The organism is Microcoleus sp. A003_D6, assembly GCF_036702825.1.
GTDB lineage: Bacteria > Cyanobacteriota > Cyanobacteriia > Cyanobacteriales > Microcoleaceae > Microcoleus.
Genome location: NZ_JAUBWA010000002.1, coordinates 44,073 through 65,601, shown reverse-complemented (window position 1 = coordinate 65,601; position 21,529 = coordinate 44,073). Strand labels below are relative to the sequence as shown.

Annotated in this window: 7 protein-coding genes; 4 read left to right on the top strand and 3 right to left on the bottom strand. The window is 46.2% G+C overall.

All coding sequences use genetic code 11. From position 1 onward, the window contains the following. The 3 genes from QUB70_RS01120 to ppsA all read right to left on the bottom strand — a co-directional run. Nucleotides 1-2,627: DUF4347 domain-containing protein (locus QUB70_RS01120; protein ID WP_332977895.1), on the bottom strand; the 2,627-nt coding region annotated here is incomplete at its 3' end. Nucleotides 2,628-3,820: 1,193 nt separating this feature from the next. Further along, nucleotides 3,821-4,141: a DUF6464 family protein gene (locus QUB70_RS01115; protein WP_332977894.1), complete on the bottom strand. Its 321-nt coding sequence runs from the start codon at nucleotides 4,139-4,141 to the stop codon at nucleotides 3,821-3,823. 250 nt (nucleotides 4,142-4,391) lie between these two features. Beyond that, a complete protein-coding gene (ppsA, locus tag QUB70_RS01110; RefSeq protein ID WP_332977893.1) occupies nucleotides 4,392-6,869 on the bottom strand; it encodes a phosphoenolpyruvate synthase in 2,478 nt (825 codons plus the stop codon). Nucleotides 6,870-7,113: 244 nt separating this feature from the next. Between ppsA and QUB70_RS01105 the strand changes: the two genes are divergently transcribed. The 4 genes from QUB70_RS01105 (at nucleotide 7,114) to QUB70_RS01090 (ending at nucleotide 21,200) form a co-directional block, all read left to right on the top strand. After that, nucleotides 7,114-7,377: a hypothetical protein gene (locus QUB70_RS01105; RefSeq protein WP_332977892.1), complete on the top strand. Its 264-nt coding sequence runs from the start codon at nucleotides 7,114-7,116 to the stop codon at nucleotides 7,375-7,377. 282 nt (nucleotides 7,378-7,659) lie between these two features. Next, a complete protein-coding gene (locus tag QUB70_RS01100; protein WP_332977891.1) occupies nucleotides 7,660-14,154 on the top strand; it encodes a PAS domain S-box protein in 6,495 nt (2,164 codons plus the stop codon). A gap of 274 nt (nucleotides 14,155-14,428) precedes the next feature. Then, nucleotides 14,429-15,634, top strand: a complete 1,206-nt coding sequence (locus tag QUB70_RS01095; protein WP_442927674.1) for a hybrid sensor histidine kinase/response regulator — start codon at nucleotides 14,429-14,431, stop codon at nucleotides 15,632-15,634. 541 nt (nucleotides 15,635-16,175) lie between these two features. Further along, nucleotides 16,176-21,200 carry a PAS domain S-box protein gene (locus QUB70_RS01090; protein ID WP_332977889.1) on the top strand — a complete coding sequence of 1,675 codons (5,025 nt, stop codon included), beginning with the start codon at nucleotides 16,176-16,178 and terminating at the stop codon, nucleotides 21,198-21,200. The last annotated feature ends 329 nt before the right edge of the window (nucleotides 21,201-21,529 follow it).

The window sequence follows — 21,529 nt, the reverse complement described above, 5'->3', positions numbered from 1 at the left end:
GTGGCGATCGTGTAGCTGACTGCGGCACCGGCCTCGGTAGCGGTGGGCCCGCTTTTAGTGGTAACGATGTCGGCACTGGGAGAGAGTGTGGTGCTAACAGACGAGCCGGTCGGAGTGCCGTCTTTGTTGGTTGCTGAGCCGTTGTTGTTCGTGGCGATCGGGTCGGGAGTCGCTGAGCTACTCCTGGCCGTGTTGCTGATGACGCTAAGCGTCGCTGGCGGGACAAAGCTGACGGTGTGGCTGAGAGTGCCTGCATTTTGCAGCGTCGCCTGTACTGGGAACGTGACAATCCCCGAAACAGGGTCGTAAGTGCCGCCGTCCGATATACTGACTCCTGTTAACCCTGGAATGATGCTGTCAGTGATGGTGACGTTGGTGGCTGCGTCTGGCCCGTTGTTGGTCGTGGTCAGGCTGTAGGTGACGGTTGACCCGATCGCACTGGTGAGAGGCCCGCTTTTGGTAGTAACGAGGTCGGCGACTGTATCGGTGACAGTAGTCAGAACTCTACTTATGGGTGTTGAACCGTCGTTGTTGCTGAGGTCGGGGTCGAAAGTCGCAGAACTGCTGGATGCAACGTTGGTTAATGTGCCGCCGCTAGCTAAATTAGGCGGCAAACCAACTGTTAGCGTATAGGTGACGGTTTGACCGACATTGAGAACGGGAATTAGCGGCCAGGTGACATTCCGCGTCGCGTTTGAGTAAGTGCCGCCGTTCGAGGCTGTGACAGTAGGAACGGTTGATGATGACGGAATTAATTCCTCTGGTATTTGGTCTAGAACCAAGACTTGCCCGGCGGGCGCTGTCCCCCTGTTGGTGGTGGTGATGGTGTAGGTAATGCTACCCCCAGGCTTGACGGATTGCGGCCCGCTCTTGATCGTAACAACGTCAGCCGAGATAGTGGGAGGGTTGATAGTTTCAACTACCAGGTTTTGAAGTTCGTGAAGGTTGTTGGCGCTTCCTGTGGAACTGCCAAAACCAAATTTGAAAGTAGGCGGTACAGGGATTCCGTTGGTAATTGCCAAGTTGGGAACGTCGATCAGAGTAGTTTCGTAGCTACCGTTAAGATCCGTATCAAAGGCAACGGTGAGGCGATTGGGATTGTTCGGGTCGTTAGATGGATTCAGTGTAATTTGAACGGATCTTTTCGCTGCCGCGCGATTGGTCGTCAACGTATTGCTAAAGTTAAAATTGGGTTCGGTGAAGTCAATACTGGTAGGAATGTTATCGATGCCCAAGGGAGCAAAGGCTTGGGTTAAAAACGGGTAATTATTCTCTTCCCTGCCTCTAAGTGTTACTGAATCTGGTCTGACCAAACGCGGATTTGAGGAGCCGGGAACCGGATCGGGATCTGGGCCCTGCCGCCCTTCTGTCGGTGCTGAATAATTGCCAAACTCGTCAAATCCAATGCCTAAATAACCTCCCTGAATACCGGGTGTGACCACAGTTCCATCTAGTCGTTGAGCGTAGCCCAGAGAACCGCCATAACCCCCTGGCTTGTCTGGCGATGCAGTACCGTCAATGAAGAAGAAACCAATGCCGTCCCCAGGCTGATTGCCAGTAAAATAACCTTGGGGTTCATTAATTTGCAGATTGGAACCGTAGGAATAGAAATCAAACCTGACAATCAGACCGTCGCTTGAAGGAATGGGGTTGTTGTAGAGGACGAAAGCCTCCCGCCTGTCTAGTGATGCTGGAGTTAATTGCAGAACGCCATTGCCAGGAGTATCCCCACCTAAAGCCGGAAGTAAGCCTGATATTGTTCCTCCAGTGATGCCAGGTATAGATTGCGAGTTAGCTGGGCCCTGACTCGGATCGTACAGCACCCCGTTGGTGCCTCGGTAGAGCCAAGGCCCCTTCACTGTGGCGTTCTTGAAAGTTTCGTTAACTAATGTGCCGAGCACGTAAGTGTATGCTTCGAGCACTTCTTTTTCAATGGCAATGCTCGCTTTTATTTCCCCGATCGCAAATTTTAATTTCCAGTCGCCACCTAGTGCCGCACTCCCCGTCAATCCGTCGTTCGCTGCAATATCTGCACCAGTAATTTCGTTCAGCCGCCGCACGAACGCTTCGCCACTTTCTCCCGCTGCGACGCTGCACCCGAATAACAAGATATCTCCTCTCTCGCTGAGGGCTTTTCCCCACTGCTGCAACAAATGGCTGTAGGTTTCTAAGTTGTCTCCGCTGAGTTCGATCGACCCTAGTTGCACTCCGGCTTCTCGACCGTGAGACACTATCTGAAGGCTTTCTAAATCGCTGCAATTAGCCAGAATTCTAGTAATTTGCTCGACTCCATCCCGCGTCGATTCCAGTACAAATACCTCTGTACCGGCTGTTACTCCTCTTACCAAGCTGTCGCAGTTCTCTACTCTCGAATCGATGAACAGTACATTTTTTACAGTCCGGGCGCCCACCGAGTCGGTGAAGATCGAAAATTCTCTGTGGGGCTGCCCAATTCCCGCGCCGCCACTGGGTTTGTGGGACAGGAAACACTTTTCTGTTTTTACTTGTTTTATTTGTTCTTCATGAGGATAAGTTGCTGTTGTTCTAGAGTTTTTCGGAGCAATGCTTGCGCTGGTGTTACCTGTTTTTGGGCTTAGACAAATTGGCTGGTTGCAGATAGCTTGCATGGTAGAATTACCTGACTGATTGTATATAAGATGGGCAGCTAAAGATGAGAATAGCCACCTCTTGAAAAGGTTGAATTGCAGAGTTAAAGGCTCTGCTGTTTGACGGCGAGAAAGAGCAATAGGCGAATTTCATTCAGCACAAAGCTGTGCTATCTTGCTATTTGATAACATTGCAAATAGCGCCGACGCAAGCGCTGAGGATTGAGAGTTTCAATCCCCATAATCTATCTGTCGGGTGATATTTTGCTTTCGGCTTTCGGCTAGGGAGTGTATTTGTTACACGCAAATGTTATACATCCCGCAGTAGACAATCACAGGAATTCTCAAAAATTTACTTGATGATGTTTTCTGTATTGTCTAATGCACTTTAATTGCAGAGAAATTTCACCATTTATGGACGCAGAAACTGGGTTTTACGGACGAAAATAATTCGTTGCAGCCTTCGCTTCCAGTAAAAAACCTGCTGGTTGAGCGAAATAGCAATCCAGTTTCTTTGGTTTTGGTGTGCAAGCCCGGTTCACATCGGGAAACCAAACATTAATTAGGAAGTGCTGGCTGCGACATAATTGGGCAGGCAGTTCCCGAGGTGTTATTTAATTGAAATATACATACCCTGTATCGACGAGGCGTCTTAAAAATTTATAACTTGCAGTCTAGAGGCAACAATCCAGGTTTGAGACTGCGAAAGCTGCGATCGCACAAACAAATTAGTATGGTGCATAACCAACTTCTCAAACTGTCCACAAGCGAATCTTCGAGCGGGTTTCTGTTTGAGGTAAATGAAAAAGGACAATTGTTCGTGCAGAATTTTTCATGATTTTTTAGAGAAATCGACTGGCAAATTTGCCCGTCAGCTACTTGCGATTTTTATTCGCTAATTTTCTTAATTGCACGAGTTACGCTGACTGAGACGAGAAACTTGATTTATTCCTAGATTTCTCGCCGCCCAACCAAGATTTACGGTCTAAACCTGGTTTAAGCAAGCGCAAGTCCTCAACTAGAAAAAACACAGACTGCAATCCCCCTGTTACGGCAACTGTAACCCAGCAATACTGATCTATTAGGCTTTAATTGCTGAGTTGGGACGCGGCTCGTCCTGAACAAGCTCCTACAACAATCATTACACCTAAGTATATATTAACTGATTGATTACTACATCCGCAAATATGCGTAGATACCAGCGCCAATACAAGCTATATCTTTTCACCGCGAACGTCAAGAGTTCTGGCTTGGTAGTACCGACAATCAAGACAGGGCCCAGCAGGATTGACAGCGCAGCGAATGTAATTAGAGCGGGCGTTATACTCGCAAGTAATATCGCCGATCGGATAACCGAGGCCTTCGACGTAAGTGCGATCGGCAGTTGCTAGTTGAGTTCGCGGGGGTCTATTTGCTACCGCAAGCCTAGCCGCTGCAATTCGATCGCGGGCGAGGCTTTCGGCAGAGCCCATCACCCACAAAGACAGCAGCCACGGAGCTAAACCTATGAAAATAATTAGGAGAGCAGTTAGCACATTTTCAGAGCTCGTGCGTGAGAATATTTTTTTTAAATTTAGACGATCGGCCACATAAAATTATCTGCCAAAAGACGGTTTTAAATCAGAAAAGTTCCCGGTCAAGTTTCAAACTATGCCACCCGTGCGTTAACCGTTTGCTGGCGGTTGCTGTCGGACTTGGAACGGGCAAGATGCCCGTTCCACAAGAAAAAAACTTTTTGTGGGATGGGCATCTTGCCCGTCCCAGCTATTTTTGCAAGAGGTCTAATTAAACCTTAGCAACCTCCGTCGCTAAATCCATCATCGAACTGGAAACCTCCACCTTAGCAACATCCAACAAAGTCTTCAAAACCGAATCAGGATTCAAACTAATCGAATCAATTCCCAACTCAACCAAGAAGCGAGCAAACTCAGGATAATCGCTGGGCGCTTGACCGCAAATCCCAATCTTGCGGCCGTACTTCTTCGCCGCTTTAATGGCAATTTCTACCATCCGCTTGACAGCTTCATTCCGTTCGTCAAAGATGTGAGCGACTAAAGCAGAATCCCGGTCTAATCCTAATGTTAGCTGAGTTAAATCGTTAGAGCCGATCGAGAATCCGTCAAAAACTTGCGCGAATTCGTCAGCAAATATCACATTACTCGGCAATTCGCACATCACATACACTTGCAAGCCATTTTCGCCTTTGACTAAACCGTGTTTTGCCATCTCAACCAACACTTTGCGCCCTTCATCCGGGGTGCGACAAAACGGAATCATCGGAATCACATTTGTCAAGCCCATTTCGTCGCGAACTCGCTTCAGTGCAAGGCATTCCAAAGCGTAAGCTTCGCGGTAATTCGGGTCGTAATAACGAGAGGCGCCGCGCCACCCGAGCATCGGGTTTTCTTCCTTGGGTTCAAACTGTCGCCCTCCCAAAAGATTGGCATATTCATTGCTCTTGAAATCGCTCATCCGCACGATGACTGGATTGGGATAAAATGCGGCGGCAATGGTGGCAATTCCGTGAGCTAGTTTGTCGGTAAAGAAATCGGGTTTGTGTTCGTAAAGTGCTGTGAGTTTGGCAATTTGACGCTTGACGGATTCGTCGGCCAATTCATCAAAGTGAATCAGTGCCAAGGGGTGCGTTTTTATATGGTTGGCGATGATGAATTCCAGGCGCGCTAAGCCTACGCCGTCGCAAGGAATTGCTGACAAACCAAAAGCTTCTTCTGGGTTGCCGACATTCATTAAAATTCGAGTGCGGGTTCGCGGCAAATTGTCGATCGCACTTTCTGTTACTTCAAACGGCACTAAACCGGAATAAACTTTGCCTTCCTCTCCTTCGGAACAAGAAACAGTGATTTCTTGATTGTTTTTCAAGACTTTGGTAGCGTCGCCGGTGCCGACAATTGCCGGAATTCCCATTTCCCGGGCAATGATTGCTGCGTGGCAAGTGCGGCCGCCGGAATTGGTGACAATCGCACTCGCTTTTTTCATAATGGGTTCCCAATCGGGGTCTGTTTTGTTGGTGACTAAAACTTCCCCTGCTTCAAAGTCAGCAATTTCGCTAACTTCTAAAATGACGCGGGCTTTGCCTTGTCCGATCGCTTCGCCAACGGCGCGTCCTTTTGCCAAAACTGCGCTGGAACCTTGCAATTTGTAGTTCCGCAAAACTGTGGCGGACTTTTGCGATTGCACTGTTTCCGGCCGCGCTTGGACTACGAAGAGTTCGCCGGTATTGCCGTCTTTTGCCCACTCGATGTCCATCGGCGTGTAAGTTCCGTGCACTTGGGAGTAGTGTTCTTCTATTAATACTGCCCAACGTGCTAGTTGCAAAATTTCTTCATCGTTAAGGGCGTATTTGCCGCGTTCTGTTGCCGCTACTGAGACGTTTTTGGTGTATTTGGAACCGCCAAGATCGTACACCATTTTAATTTCTTTCGTGCCGAGGCGTTTGTCTAGAATTGGGCGGAACCCTTGTTTTAATGTGGGTTTGAAAACCAGGTATTCGTCGGGGTTTACGGCTCCTTGAACGATGTTTTCGCCTAAGCCGTAGGCGGCGGTGATTAAGGCGGCATTTTTGAAACCGGTTTCGGTGTCGATGCTGAACATGACGCCGGAGGATGCTAAGTCCGATCGCACCATTTTTTGCACGCCGACAGATAAGGCGACTTCAAGGTGGTCGAAACCTCGGAGTTGGCGGTAAGAAATTGCTCGGTCGGTGAATGTGGAGGCGAAGCATTTCTGGCAGCATTCGAGGACGCCGGTGCAGCCGTGAACGTTGAGGTAGGTTTCTTGCTGTCCGGCGAAACTGGCGTCTGGTAAGTCTTCGGCGGTGGCGGAGGAACGCACTGCTACGTCGGTGCTGTCGCCGTACCGATCGCACAATTTGTCGTAAGCATCCGCGATCGCCGCTTGCAGTTCTCGCGGAAACGGTGTACCCATAATCAATGCCCGCGCTTGCTTGCCTTTTTGTCGCAGGTTCAGGACATCTTCTACGTCTAAATCGGCCAAAATTTCGCGCAATTTAGCTTCTAAACCCCCCGACTCGATGAAGCAGCGGTAAGCGTATGCTGTCGTTGCAAATCCGTTGGGAACGCTGACTCCTTTGGGAGTTAACTGTTGAATCATTTCCCCCAAAGAAGCATTTTTTCCGCCTACTAATGGGATGTCGGCGATGCCGACTTCATCAAACCACAATACTAAGGCTTTTTCTTTGGGAATTAAAACTTGTTTTTGTTGAATTGCTAATTTTTCGATCATTGCTTTTTTCCTCTAAACTTCATCTCAGTTCGGTCAAAGGACAGTAAACCAAGGACAGTCAACAAAAAACAGTCCTTTTTTTTATGTAGTTTTGTTGCGAAAATTATCTGATTTTTTGCGGATTTTTTTGCGGATTTTTCGCCAATTTTTTCTGATGCTGTATGCAGCAGAGTTTTGATTGCCTCTATTTCAATATAATCAGTTTTTTGCTAAATAGCAAGATTTGTGGAAAATTTTTATTTGATTGCAAAAAGTAAAGAAATGGCAGTGGGGAATTTCTATAAGCTATGATAAAAAAGGTGGTAACAATTTGAAAGTCGAACATAGTTCCCAGCAATTTTTTTGCGCTGAGCGCGTACTGGTGCGGGGATACCGCTCGGATTGTGTTGGTAGCGGAATCGAAGGGCAACAAAGGGTCGGTTTCGATCGCCTAAAAGCAGTTGACAGGCGATCGCCCAGAAAACACAACACCAAGCAGCTTTGTTTCCTCAAGCAACCGAGCTTCTAAAAATCGGAAAAATTTAACCTATGATTGCGTTGACCTACTTAGAGCAAATTTAAAAAAGAATGCAACAGTATTCTTGTTCCCCCCGCAATGCAGCGGCGGGGCTGGGGGTCGAAGAGTGTTGCACTATTTTATGAGGTATTAGAGCAAAAACACAGTCGATGCAGAGCATTGTAATTGTTGAACCAGGGATTTTTAAACTTGGGTCATCGGTCTTTTTTGGCATTCAATTATTTATATGCTATAATAGTTAGCTCGACTGCCTTATGACGAATAACAAGGTATATGATATCAGTTTTGAGCCCAACCGCAAAGCGAAACGGTTTTAAAGTTCTTCTGGTGGAAGACAATCAAGCCGAAGCCGATCTGATCGAAGAATTATTATTAGAAACAAATCTCAGCCGAGAACATCCCCAAAGGCTGTCAGTAAGCTGTACAGACCGTCTCAGCAAAGCGCAGCAACTTTTGGTCTGCGAACATTTTGATGTGATTTTACTAGACCTTTCGCTGCCGGACAGCCAAGACTTAAGTACAATTGTCAAAATACAAGAATACAGCCTAAATACTCCGATCGTCGTACTGACGGCCCGCAATGATGAAGAACTCGCCGTGCAGTCAATCCAAGCAGGAGCTCAGGATTATCTAGTCAAGCGAAACATCGACAGGGAAGTGTTAATGCGATCGCTCCGCTACGCAGTCGAGCGGCAGCACAACCAAGAAGCTTTGCGAAAAAGTGAAGAAAAATATCGCTCGGTAGTCGAGAATTCTCTCGTCGGAATTGCGATTCTTGCTCCTCCCAATTCCCCCTCAGAACCTGAAAAATGCGAGTGGTTGGAAGTTAACGATGCTTTGTGCGATTTGCTCTTATACGAGCGCCAAGAACTTTTGAACAAAAATTGGGAACAGTGGGGTTTTCCTGAAGATTGGCCTGCCAGTTTAGAGCAGTTAAATAAAATTTTTGCAGGGGAGAGCGAAGGCTATGTTTTAGACAAAAGATGGCGCAGAAAAGACGGAAAAATAGTTTATACTAGAGTTTCCATGCGCTGTATTCGCGGTCGGGACGGCTCGATTGACCGGATGATTAAAGTAGTCTTGGACGTGAGCGATCGCTACCGCTACGAAGCTGAATTAAAAGCATCAGAAGAGTTTTTTAAGCATACGATTAATGCTACTCCCGATCCAATTTTTGTCAAAGACGAGCAGCATCGCTGGATCGTATTAAACGATGCTTTCTGCGAGTTAATGGGAAAACCCCGAGAAGAACTGATCGGTAAGTCGGGATACGACTTTTTGCCACCAGCAAAAGCCCAAATATTTTGGCAAAAAGACGAAGAAGTATTCAGAACTGGCAACGCGGTCGAAACGGAAGAAAATTTTACAGACAGCGCAGGCAAAAAAAGAATTATTTCGATCAAAAAAAGTGTTTTTAAAACAACTGACAGCAGTAAAATGTTGGTCGGCACAATTCGAGATGTCACCGAGTACAAATGCCAACAATTAGCTTTGGAAGAGAGCGAAGCTCGGTTTAAAAAAATGGCAGCCAACGTGCCGGGAATGATTTATCAATTCCGCCTAGAGCCGGGCGGTAGAAAGTATTTTACCTACGTTTCTTCTGGCAGCAAGAACCTCTACCAATTAGAAGCAAAAGAAATAGAAAAAAAGACAAATTTTGTTTATGAAACAATTCATCCAGATGACCTCTCAGGCTTTGAAAAAACGATAAAAATTTCTGCAACGACTCTGCAACCTTGGCAGCACCAGTGGCGGCAAATTATCCACGGCAATGTGAAGTGGCTGCAAGGTGCGTCGAGACCGGAAAAACAAGCCAACGGCGATATAGTTTGGGACGGTTTGGTGATGGATGTCACCGAATTAAAACAAACCCAGAAAGAGCGCGATCGCTTTTTTACGATCTCGCTAGATTTGCTTTGCATTGCAGGTTTTGACGGCTATTTCAAACGCTTAAACCCCGCTTGGTTTACTGTATTGGGTTACAGCAGCGATGAAATGCTAGCCCAACCTTTTATAGAATTCGTGTATCTAAAAGACCGAAAAGCGGTTTTAGCCCAATTAGAAACACTCAAAAGTGGGAAATCCATCGTTAACGTGGAGAACCGCTATCTTTGCAAAGATGGCAGTTATAAATGGCTGTCATGGACGGCATCGCCATTTGCGGAAGAAGGTTTAGTTTATGCAGTTGCCCGCGACGTGACATTTACCAAACAAGCAGAAGCAGAATTGCGCCAAAGCGAAGCCACTAATCGCGCTCTTTTAAATGCGATACCGGACATGATGTTTCGCTGCCGGGGAGACGGCACTTTTGTAGACTTCAAACCCGCAAAAGACTTCCGCAGTATCGTACCGGAAAACAATATATTTATCGGCAAAAAAGCACAAGACATATTGCCGACAGCTTTTGCTGAAAAAATATTGTCCTACAACAAACAAGCTGTTGATAATGGCGAAATTGAAATCGTAGAATATCAACTGCCTGTCAACGGCCAAGTGTGCGAATTTGAAGCGAGAATAGTCTTCTGCACAAAAAATGAAATTATCGGCATCGTCCGCGACATCACTCAGCGCAAGCGATCAGAAGCTGAACTCCACAGGCAAGCAGTAGCAATGGCCAAAGCTTCTGACGGTATCGCCATGCTCAATGCCGGCGGAGAAGTGATTTATTGCAACGCAGCCCGACTAAAAATCTACGGTTACGACTCTATCGAAGAACTGTTGGGCAAAAGTTGGAAAATATTCTACGAAGGTGCAGAACTGCAAAGGTTCGAGCAAGAAGTTGTACCGGCTTTAGTGCAGAAAGGTTATTACATCACCGAAGCAGTAGGATGTCGCCGCGATCGCTCGAAAGTCCCTATAGATGTCTCGCTGACAATGCTGCCAGACGGGGAACTCATTTGCATTGTTCGCGATATTTCCCAAAGAAAACAAACAGAAGCAGCACTGCGAGAAAGCCAGCGGTTCAGTCAACAAATTGCTGAGGCAAGTCCTAATATTTTGTATGTTTATGACTTAATAGAACAAAAAATTATTTATGCGAACGCTTCTATATACCACATTCTCGGCTATAAGGTAGAGGAGATTCAGGCAATAGGGCCGTGGATGATGTCAACTTTAATCCACCCGGAAGATTCAATCAAAATGCCGGATTATTTACAGCAAGTTGAAACTGGCTGCGAAGGGGATATCTTTGAAATTGAATACCGAATCAGGCACAAGGATGGTTCTTGGCGCTGGATTGTCAGCCGAGATACGGTATTTGCGAAAACAGCAGACGGCAAGTTAAAGCAAATTCTCGGTACGGGAACTGATATTACAGAAAGCAAGCAAGCAGAAGATGAAATTAAGTTATTGCTGGCGGCTACTCAAGCAATTAATGAGTGCGTAGATTTTGAGAGCGCGATCGCAGATGTTTTGCGGTTGCTTTGCAATGCGATCGGCTGGAATTTTGCAGAAGCTTGGATACCGGCTGCTAGCGGTACTTTTTTGGAACACAGCGAAACTTGGTACGCTAGCGATCGCGATTTAGATAGATTCGCCCGCGAAAGTAAAAAAATTAGATTCGCCCCCGGAGTGGGAGTGGCGGGACGGATTTGGTCAACCCGAAAGGTAGAATGGATTGAAGATATTTCTATAGCCAAAAATCATCTTTTTTTGCGATCGCAAATGGCGGCAGCAGTCGGATTGAAAGCTTGTTTCGGAGTGCCGATTGGCACTAGGAAAGAGGTGCTGGCAGTTTTAGTATTCTGCAAGCGCGACCGATCGATTATGGAACCGCGTATAGTAGAGTTGGTCAAGGCGGTAGCGACTCAGTTGGGTTCTCACATTCAGCGCAAACAAGCCGAAGAAGAATTGCGCAAAAGTGAAGAACGCTGGCAGTTAGTTCTCAAAGGCAATCAAGACGGAATTTGGGATCTGAATCTTCAAACAAATGAAGCTTTTAGATCGGCCCGCTGGCAAGAAATTATCGGTTACGCAGACGGCGAAATCGAAAACAGCAACAGCGCATGGATCGATCGCGTCCATCCAGACGATCGCTCACGAGTGCAAGCAGCAATTCAAAATTACCTCGACAGCCAAACCCCCAATTACGCCTCCGAATACCGCTTGCAGTGCAAAGACGGCAGCTACAAGTGGGTGCTCGCCCGCGCTCAAGCAGTGTGGGACGAAGCCGGAAACCCCCTGCGGATGGTGGGTTCGATGACCGATATCAGCGATCGCAAAGCAGCAGAATTAGCTTTGCTGCGGGTCACTCAAGCCGTCGAAAGCACCAGCGACGCGATCGCGATCGCCGACTTGAAAGGGCGGTCTATTTACCACAATCAAGCCTTCATTCAGCGTTACGGCTACACGGTGCAAGAACTCAACGAGATCGGCGATAGCACCCTGCTTTTCGTCCGCCCTAAAAGTTACAAAAAAATATATAAAAACCTTCGCCAAGGTCGCTCTTGGTGCGGCGAAGTTGCGCTGCGAAATAAGAGCGATGAAGCTGTTATTGCTCTGGTGCGAGCCGACAGCATTAAAGATATAAATGGCAACTCAATCGGATTAATAGCAGTGATAACCGATATCACCAAACGCAAAGAATCAGAAGCAATTTTGCGCCAACAATTAAAGCGCGAACAGTTGGCATTCGCCATGATGGAACGCATTCGCTCTTCTCTCAATTTAGAAGAAATTCTTACCAAAGCTGTCGAAGAAGTGCGGCAGTTTTTGCAAGTAGACCGCACTGTTATTTACCAATTCAAGCCGGATTGGAGCGGGTTGATCGCTGTCGAGTCGGTTGCCGAAAATACCCGACCAATTGTAGGAATGGAAATTTACGATCCCTGTTTTGGGGAAGCCTACGTTCCTCTTTACCAAGACGGCAGAATTAGAGCCACAGATGATGTTTACAATGCCGGCATCGCCGAGTGCCACTTGGATTTGTTGGCTCGGTTCGATGTGAGAGCGAATCTGGTAGTGCCGATTTTGCAAGGCGAAAGCTTGTGGGGGCTGTTAATTGCCCACCACTGCACGGGCCCTCGTCCCTGGCAGCAATTGGAGGCAGAGTGCCTGAAACAATTGGGGGTGCAGTTGGCGATCGCCATTCAGCAATCGACCCTATTTGAACAAGCACAAATCGAAATAGCCGATCGCAAACAAGCAGAAGCCGCCCTGCAATTAGCCGCATTAGCCGCCGAATCTGCCAACCGCGCTAAAAGCGACTTTCTCGCCAACATGAGCCACGAATTGCGGACGCCTTTGAACGGGATTTTAGGATACATTCAATTGCTCAAATTGGATAATAATTTAACCGCCGATCAGCAGGAAAGTCTCAACAACGTTTACCAGTGCGGCAACCACCTGCTGATGCTGATTAATGACGTTTTAGACCTCTCGAAAATCGAAGCTAGTAAAATGGAACTGTCACTGACAAACGTGCATTTTTCCAGCTTTGTTAAAAGTATTGTTGATTTGTTCCAGATGCGAGCGGATCAAAAAGGAATTTCCTTTAATTACGAGCAGGTGTCGCCGCTGCCAGACGGCATTTTTGCTGACGAAAAAAGGTTGCGCCAAGTTTTGATTAATTTGCTCAGCAATGCCGTTAAGTTTACGGAGAGCGGCGGCGTTATATTCAAAGTCGGTTATGCAGACGATTTAGCCGAAAATCCTCCTCAAATTAACTGCGCTAATTCTAGTTTGACAGCGGAAATTGCCAGTCAAACAATCAATTCGACCGCGAATTTAAACGCGCAGCAAATGTCGATCGCACCCCTGGGAACAAAAGAAGCGTGCGGGGCGATAACAGCAGCAAATACGGGCGATCGCGTCCCTACGGCTAAAATTCGCTTTCAAATTGAAGATACCGGCATTGGCATTTCTCAGAATAAATTAGAAGAAATATTTTTGCCTTTTCATCAAGTGGGCGATCGTAACAATTTCGTCGAAGGTACCGGACTGGGACTTTCCATCAGCCAAAAATTAGTCAACATGATGGGCAGCCAAATCCGCGTCCAAAGTATTTCCGGCAAAGGCAGCATATTTTGGTTGGATCTAGACTTACCCGCAGTCGTCCAGCCTTCTGAACTCCCCTCCACGCAAGAAAAACGGCGGCTTGTCGGTTTTAGGGGGCACCAGCGCAAAGTCCTAATCGTGGACGATCGCGAAGTAAATCGCGCCTGGGTGCACAGGATGCTTTCTCGTTTGGGCTTTGAAATTGCACAAGCCACAGACGGCGAAGACTGCTTGCAAAAAGCACGGGAATTTCTACCGGATGTAATTTTAATGGACTTGCTGATGCCCGTAATGGACGGTTGGGAAGCTACCAGGCGACTGCGACAGTTGCCGGAATTAAAAGATGCGGTTATCTTTGCTTTGTCCGCAAGCGTTTACGAGACTACCAAACAAGAGAGCATACTTGCAGGTTGCGATAATTTTCTCACCAAGCCGCTTCAAACTAACGAGCTTTTAGAATTGTTGCGCCTGCATTTGAAACTAGAATGGATTTACGAAGAAGGATCGGAAACCAAAAAGCGGAAAGCTCAAACTCCCAAAGCATCATCTGAGATTGCTGCTGACTCAACGATGGTGTCTCCTGCCTCAGATTCAGTCTTGGCCTTGCTAAGATTGGCTGCAATGGGCGATATTGAAGCTATTCAGGAGGAAACTGCTAAAATCGAACATTCAGACCCGACATTAGGGCCTTTCGTTCATCACCTGCGCCAACTTACTAAAGGATTTCAGCTCAAGCAAATGCGAGATTTTTTGAAGCAACATTTGTCCTAAAATTGACGGTAGCTAACAGAAAACTCAAAATGTGTAAAATCTTACATCTTGCACCAGTTTCAGCAACAGGCAAGATGCCTGTTCCACAGAGACTGAATTTATGGTGGGGAGTAGGGGTTGGGCATCCTGCCCGCCCATAAAAGAAAAGAGCGATTGCAAATAAAGGCATCTACGAAGCAACCGGGTTTCTAGAGCGGCAGAAAATCCCTTGAATCAGATTTAAAATCACAAGTCACAACTCCCAACTCAAAAAAAGTGAATGTTTCCCTTGAATATGAACGATAAGAATTCCGAAAGAAGCATCATACTAATTGTCGATGACAACCAAACAAATCTCGACGTACTTTTCGAGTTGTTAAGGAATTACGGGTTTAAAGTATTAGTGGCTCTAGACGGCGAAAGTGCGATCGAGCAAATTGAATACATCCATCCAGACTTGATACTTTTGGACATCATGATGCCCGGAATTGACGGTTTTGAAACTTGCCTGCGTTTGAAAGCAGACCCGTCAACGCGAGAGATTCCCATCATATTCATGAGCGCCCTTTCCGATACGCTTGATAAAGTAAAAGGCTTTCAGACAGGAGCTGTTGACTACATTACCAAGCCCTTCCAGCACGAAGAAGTATTGAGCCGCATTCAAACTCACTTGACAATCCGCAGCTTACAAAAAAAACTCCAAGAAAAAAACCTCGAACTTGCCCACCTCAACCAAAACCTCGAAAGACTTGTCGAACAAAAAACCAAGCAATTGATCGACCAGGAAAAAACAGCCATCATCGGACGTTTGACCCAGGGAATGGTTCACAACCTCAAAAGTCCGCTGCAAGTGATCCAGACTAGCGTCGATTTGATTGAAACAAAAGCCACAAAAATTCAAGAAGAATCTCTTTTAAATTATACTAAGTATATTTTTCAAGCTGTCACAAAAATCAATCAGATCATGGATACTCTGATGATGAAAAGCCGAAAAGAGCAACAGCAAGATTTGCAACCGGTGAATATCAACGATTTAGTTCAGCGAGAAATTCAGCTCTTGGAAGGCAATCTGTATTTTAAAAATAAAATTAGAAAAAAATACTTTTATGACGAAGAAATTCCCACCATTCCCTTAATGTATTCCTATATCTCTCAAGTATTTTATAACTTAATCAATAATGCAATGGATGCGATGTGGCAAAAGAAAAGCAGGGAACTAACAATCGTGACTCGGCAAGACGACTCGAACATATACATGGATATTGCAGATACGGGATGCGGCATAGCACCTGAAGATTTGTCAAAAGTTTTTGACCCTTTTTATACCTCAAAGCCGCCTAAAGGCGAGGAAAAAACGGAAGGCGAACCGACAGGAACTGGTCTAGGACTTTATACCTGCATTGAACTTTTAAAACCTTTTAACGGCGAGATTATTATTAGCAGCAATCTCTGCCAAGGCAGCGTGTTTACAGTTGTGCTGCCCAAACAGCAGAAAACTTAATCGACTCAACTCAGTTAAATCGCGTCGGGTTAGAAAACCCTTATTAAGTTGATAATTAGCTTCGCAGTTTCCGAATGCAAGTCCTTCTTACTGCTAGATAGAGGACTTCAGTCCTCACTACAAACCGCTTAATCTAGCGCAACGATCCTACGTTTGCAGTCAAAAATGCAAGTCCTGATTCCTGGGCGTTCTTTTGCTTTTCCCCTTGCTACTTCCCTGCCAAATGTTGTAAATTAAAACAGAAGTGAGTTGCAATATAGGTAAGAGTACGAGAACTTTGGGCTACTATAGCAGTTTTCAGTTGAGTGCAGTACAGATAACGGGTAGGGACTTAGACTTTCGCCGTGTCCCTACTTCATAAATCTGGAATACGCTGTATGTTTGGGGCGAGGCGGACAACTTGCGGCGAACAACTCAATTTTACAAATAAATCTGGGAGTCTGAAAGCACGCAGGGCATCCTAAAGCCTGCGGTTCAAGTTCCCCAAAAATCAGCTAGGTAGCTGCATCCACTGCTGCTTTTTTTATTTATACCAGCCAAAATGACACCTACTTTTGAGTCAACTTTAACGCCTGCTTGCTTGAAAGTTCTTTTAGTAGAAGACTGTGCAGAAGATGCAGAACTCATTCAACAACTGCTGTTTGAGCGCAGACAGGGACAATCAATTGAGTTGAGAAATGTAGTTCGCCTCCGGGAAGCTATAGAAATTTTAAGCTGCGAAATTTTTGATGTAATTTTATTAGACCTTTCACTTCCTGACTGCCAAAAATTTAATACTCTTGGACGGCTGCAAGATTGCGGGATAAATATTCCGATCGTCATTCTGACAGCCGCCGATGACGAAGAACTCGCCGTCGAGTTAATTGCGGTCGGCGCCCAAGATTATCTGGTGAAAAGACAAGCAGACAGCCGGCTGCTGGTGCGGACGATCCGGTGCGCGATCGCCCGCCAGAAACGGCAAGCAGAATGGCAAAAAAGTCAACAAAAATACCTGCAAGTTATTGAAAATATCAAAGAAGTAGTTTTTGAAACAAATACTGCTGGAAATTGGACTTTTCTCAATCCGGCTTGGACGGAAATTACCGGGTTTACCGTTGATGAAAGCTTAGGAACTTCCTGTTTGAGTTGCATTCATTATGACGACCAATACCAATATTTAAATTTGTTGAGACGCCGGAGCGAAAATCAAGAAACATCCTGCTGCTATCAAATTCGATATGTTACCAAAAAAGGCGAAATTCGCTGGGTGCAAGTGCAAGAATTTTTGATGTTTGGCTGGAACGGCGCGGCTGCCGGGACGACAGGAACTATCAACGATATTACGGATAAAGTTTTAGCACTCTCAGAACTGGAAGCTAGTAAAAAGTTTTTGAATTATACGATCGATGCAGTTGCCGAGCCAATTTTTGTCAAGGACGAACAGCACCGCTGGATACTGTTAAATGATGCTTTTTGCAAGCTGCTCGGCAAGCAGCGCGAGGAACTGCTGGGTAAGTCGGATGGCGACTTTTTCCCAAAACAAGAAGCTGAGATTTTTTGGCAGAATGACGAACAAGTGTTTGGGAGGGGGGAAGAAAACGAGAGCGAGGAAATATTTACGGACGCCAGCGGTGCCAAGCACATTCTGTCTACTAAAAAAGCTGTCTTTGAAAATACCGACGGCAGTAAAATTCTCGTGGGGATAATTCGAGATATCACTCAGGATAGGCGCAAACATTTAGCGCTGCAAGAAGAAAGCGCAGCTATATTGCGGCAAGTTGCTGCCAATTTGCCGGGAATAATTTATCAATTTCGGCTCTCAACAGGCGGCAAAATATCTTTTCCTTACATTTCTTCGGGCTGCCGGGTTTTATATGAATTGGAACCAGAAAATATTCAGCAGAATCCCGAACTTATGTTCAGTTGTCTTCATCCAGACGACAGCCAAAAAGTGGCAGAATCTCTTGCTGTTTCTGCGGCAAATATGCAGCCCTGGCAGCAGGAATGGCGCGCGATTCTGCCGTCGGGGAAACTTAAGTGGATGCGAGGGGCTTCGTCGAGACCGGAACGAGTTGATTGTCCGACAGAAATAGGGCAGGAAGGGGATATAGTTTGGGAAGGGATGGTGCTGGATATTACTGATTTAAAACAGGTCGAAGCAGCTTTGCGGGAAAGCGAAGCAAAATTTCGATCGCTCGTTGAGAATATCCCCGGCGCTATCTGCCGCAGCTTGTACGATGCTGAGTGGACGATGGTATTTATTAGCGATGAAATTGAGGCAATTAGCGGCTATCCTGCTGGGGATTTTATTGGCAACAACCGCTTGAGTTTTGCTAGCATCATCCACCCGGCCGATCGGGAAATGCTCGCGAAACAACTCAGGGCAGCGGTAGAGTCGAGACAGCCGTACAATCTAGAATACCGGATTGTTCGCGCTGACGGCGCCCTGCGGTGGATGTCGGAAAGAGGAAGGCCGAGTTACGATTCAGCAGGGCGAGTTTTGTGGCTCGACGGAGCGATTTTTGATATTACCGATCGCAAAGGCGCTGAACTGACTCTGTGCTTGGTAACTCAAGCTGTAGACAGCGCTAGCGATGCGATCGCGATCGCAGATTTGGACGGCTGTTCAATTTATCACAACCAAGCATTTATTCAGCGCTACGGCTATACAGTTGAGGAACTAAATAATGCCGGTGGCCCAGGAGTAATGTACGCCAAATCTCAAGATTTGAGAAAGTTATTTAAGGTGCTGCGGAAAGGTTTGTCTGTTTGCAGTGAAATTGAACTCAAGGCTAAAAATGGCAAAATTATAGAAACTCAATTGCGATCTGACTGCATTAAAGATAGCGCCAGTCAACCAATAGGAATGATGGCAGTAATTGCCGACCTCACAGAACTAAAACGCGCCGAATCGGCATTGAAACTCAGTCAAGAGCGATTGCAGTTAGCGGTTTCAGGCAGCTCTTTGGGGCTGTGGGATTGGAACATAGCTACTGGCGAAACATATTTCGACTCGCATTGGAAATCAATGCTCGGTTACGAAGAAACTGAAATTGAAAATAACTTCCAAGCTTGGGAAACTTTGCTGCATCCCGAAGACCGAGAGAAGGTAATGGCATCTTTAACTTCCTATTTGGAAGGTGGCGCTGATATCTATGAAATTGAATTTAGAATGCTCAAAAAAGCGGGAAATTGGCAGTGGATTATGGCGATGGGCAAGGTGGTCGAGTACGACGAATGGGGTGCGCCGTTGCGGATGGCTGGTACTCACAAAGATATCAGCGCCCGCGTTGGGGCCGAAGCCGAAAAAACGCAGTTGATCGCATCTCTGCAACTACTTGCCGCACAGTTGCAAGACGCGCAAAAAATTGCCTGCATCGGTAATTGGGAATTCGATATTGAGGCAGGAGTTGTTACTTGGTCGGAGGAAGTGTTTCGAGTTTACGGTCGAGAAGTTAATCGACCGCCGACAATGGAAGAACTTTTAGAGCAAATTCATGCCGATGACAAAGAAAGGTTTACAGAAGTTGTGCAAAAGGCCGTGATTGAAGGCACAGCTTACGATATCGACCACCGCATCTATTTTCGATCGGGAGAAATCAGGCACGTTAACGGTAAAGGACAAGCTGTTAAAAATGAGTTCGGTCAGGTGGTGCGGCTGTTTGGCACGGCAATGGACATTACCGATCGCAAAAAATCAGAAATTGCTTTGCAAGAAAGCGAACAGCGATTTCGAGCCGTATTTGAACAAGCGGCGATCGGCATTGTTAAAGTGTGGCCGGACGGTCAATTTTTGAATGCAAATCAAGGCTTTTGCAATATTGTCAGATACTCAGAATTGGAACTGAAAGCGCGAAATATATGGGAGATTTCGCACCCGGAAGATGTAGAAGCAGATGTCGAATCTGGCCAAAGACTGTTAGCTGGGAAAATTTTTAATTATTCAATTGAGAAACGCTTTGTTCGCAAAGACGGTTCATTTGTTTGGACTAATGTGACTGTATCTTTAGTGCGGGATGGATTTGGTGAACCGAGCTACTTAATTGGTGTAATTGAAGATATTAGCGATCGCAAACTTGCGGAGTCTATCTTGCGCCAGCAATTAAAACGAGAACGCCTGGTGGTAGGGATGCTGGAACGCATTCGCTCTTCTCTCAATTTAGAAGAAATCTTGACAAAAGCTGTTGCGGAAGTACGGCTATTTTTGCAAACAGACCGGACAATTATTTATCGGTTTAATCAAGATTGGAGCGGTTTTGTAATTGTCGAGTCGGTGAGCGAAAATTGGCGCTCGGTTCTGGGAATAACTATTAAGGATTACTGCTTAGAAGACAGCTATGCTTCTGTTTACAAGCACGGTCGGATTAGAGTTGTGGACGATATTCACAATGCGGGTCTTTCCCAGTGCCACATTAATTTATTAGCTCAGTTTCAGGTGCGAGCTAATTTGGTAGTGCCGATTTTGCAAGGCGACAATGTGTGGGGACTGCTGATCGCCCACGAGTGTAATGGCCCCCGCCATTGGCAGGAAATTGAGGTCGAGTGTCTGCAACAAATTGGCGTGCAGTTGGCGATCGCGATCCAGCAATCGACGCTGTTCGAGCAAGCACAAACTGAAATTGCCGATCGCAAACAAGCCGAGTTAGCTTTGCTGGAATCGGAAGCGCGAGAACGCTCAAAAGCGCTAGAGTTAGAAACAGCTATTAACAAACTCAGAACCACTCAAGCTCAGCTTGTTCAAAATGAAAAAATGGTGAGTTTGGGTCAGTTAGTTGCTGGTGTTGCTCACGAAATTAATAACCCCGTCAGCTTTATTCACGGCAATCTCATTCCGGCTCGCACTTACAGCTTAGATTTGCTGGAATTGATTAAAGTTTACCAGCATTACTGTCCAGAGGTTCCGGCCCAAGTGTTGGATAAAATCGATGAAATAGACTTGGATTATATTGCTGAAGATTTCCCTAAATTGTTTAGTTCGATGCAAGTAGGAACCGAGCGAATTATCGAGATAGTCAAATCATTGCGCAACTTTTCCCGCTTGGACGAGTCCGCTGGGAAGTCGGTTAACATTCACGAGGGAATTGATAGCACTTTGATGATTTTGCAAAATCGCTTGAAATCTCACAGCAGCCGTCCGGGGATTCAGGTAGTTAAAGATTACCAGCTATTGCCGCAAGTTGAGTGTTTTCCGGGGGAGTTGAATCAGGTATTTATGAATATTTTGATTAATGCGATCGATGCTTTGGAAGAACGGGACAAGCAGCGTTCGATCGAGGAGTGCGATCGGCATCCGAGCACGATCGCTATTCGCAGTTATCAGGCTGCTGCGGGCTTCGCAGCGGTATCTATTGCGGACAACGGGTGGGGGATACCGGAGCCGGTGCGATCGAGGCTGTTTGACCCGTTTTTCACGACTAAGCCTGTGGGCAAGGGTACGGGTTTGGGACTGTCGATTTCTCACTCGATTGTAGTCGATCGGCACGGCGGCCGATTGAGCTGTATTTCAACACCGGGAGAGGGAGCGGAGTTTTTGATTGAAATTCCCGTGCGATCGAATTTAACTGGTACGAACCGAAATTTGGGGTAATTGGTAATTGGTAATTGGTAATTGGCAATAATTTTCTGAATAATCTATGTGTAGGGTGCGCACCGCGCACCGGATAAAAATCAGGGATTTTAATCAATATTCATCTGTATTTAATGTACTCAGCACGCACTCTACATTGAGCGCGAACAAGTCTTGTGGCGCTTCCACTCTTTCTATTTATGTGCGCGGTGTGCACCTACATAGAGCTACGTTTATTGTGAACATTTTTTGTGGCGCTTGTACTCCTTCTATTTATGTGCGCAGTGTGCATCCTACGTTTATTGCAAACAAGTTTTATGCCGCTTGCACAAATCAATCTCACCTTGATA

Bases quoted from the DNA above. Each gene is read 5' to 3' on its own strand.
- QUB70_RS01100 (WP_332977891.1), top strand. From the start codon at position 7,660: ATGATATCAGTTTTGAGCCCAACCGCAAAGCGAAACGGTTTTAAAGTT.
- QUB70_RS01090 (WP_332977889.1), top strand. From the start codon at position 16,176: ATGACACCTACTTTTGAGTCAACTTTAACGCCTGCTTGCTTGAAAGTT.
- ppsA (WP_332977893.1), bottom strand. From the start codon at position 6,869: ATGATCGAAAAATTAGCAATTCAACAAAAACAAGTTTTAATTCCCAAA.
- QUB70_RS01095 (WP_442927674.1), top strand. From the start codon at position 14,429: ATGAACGATAAGAATTCCGAAAGAAGCATCATACTAATTGTCGATGAC.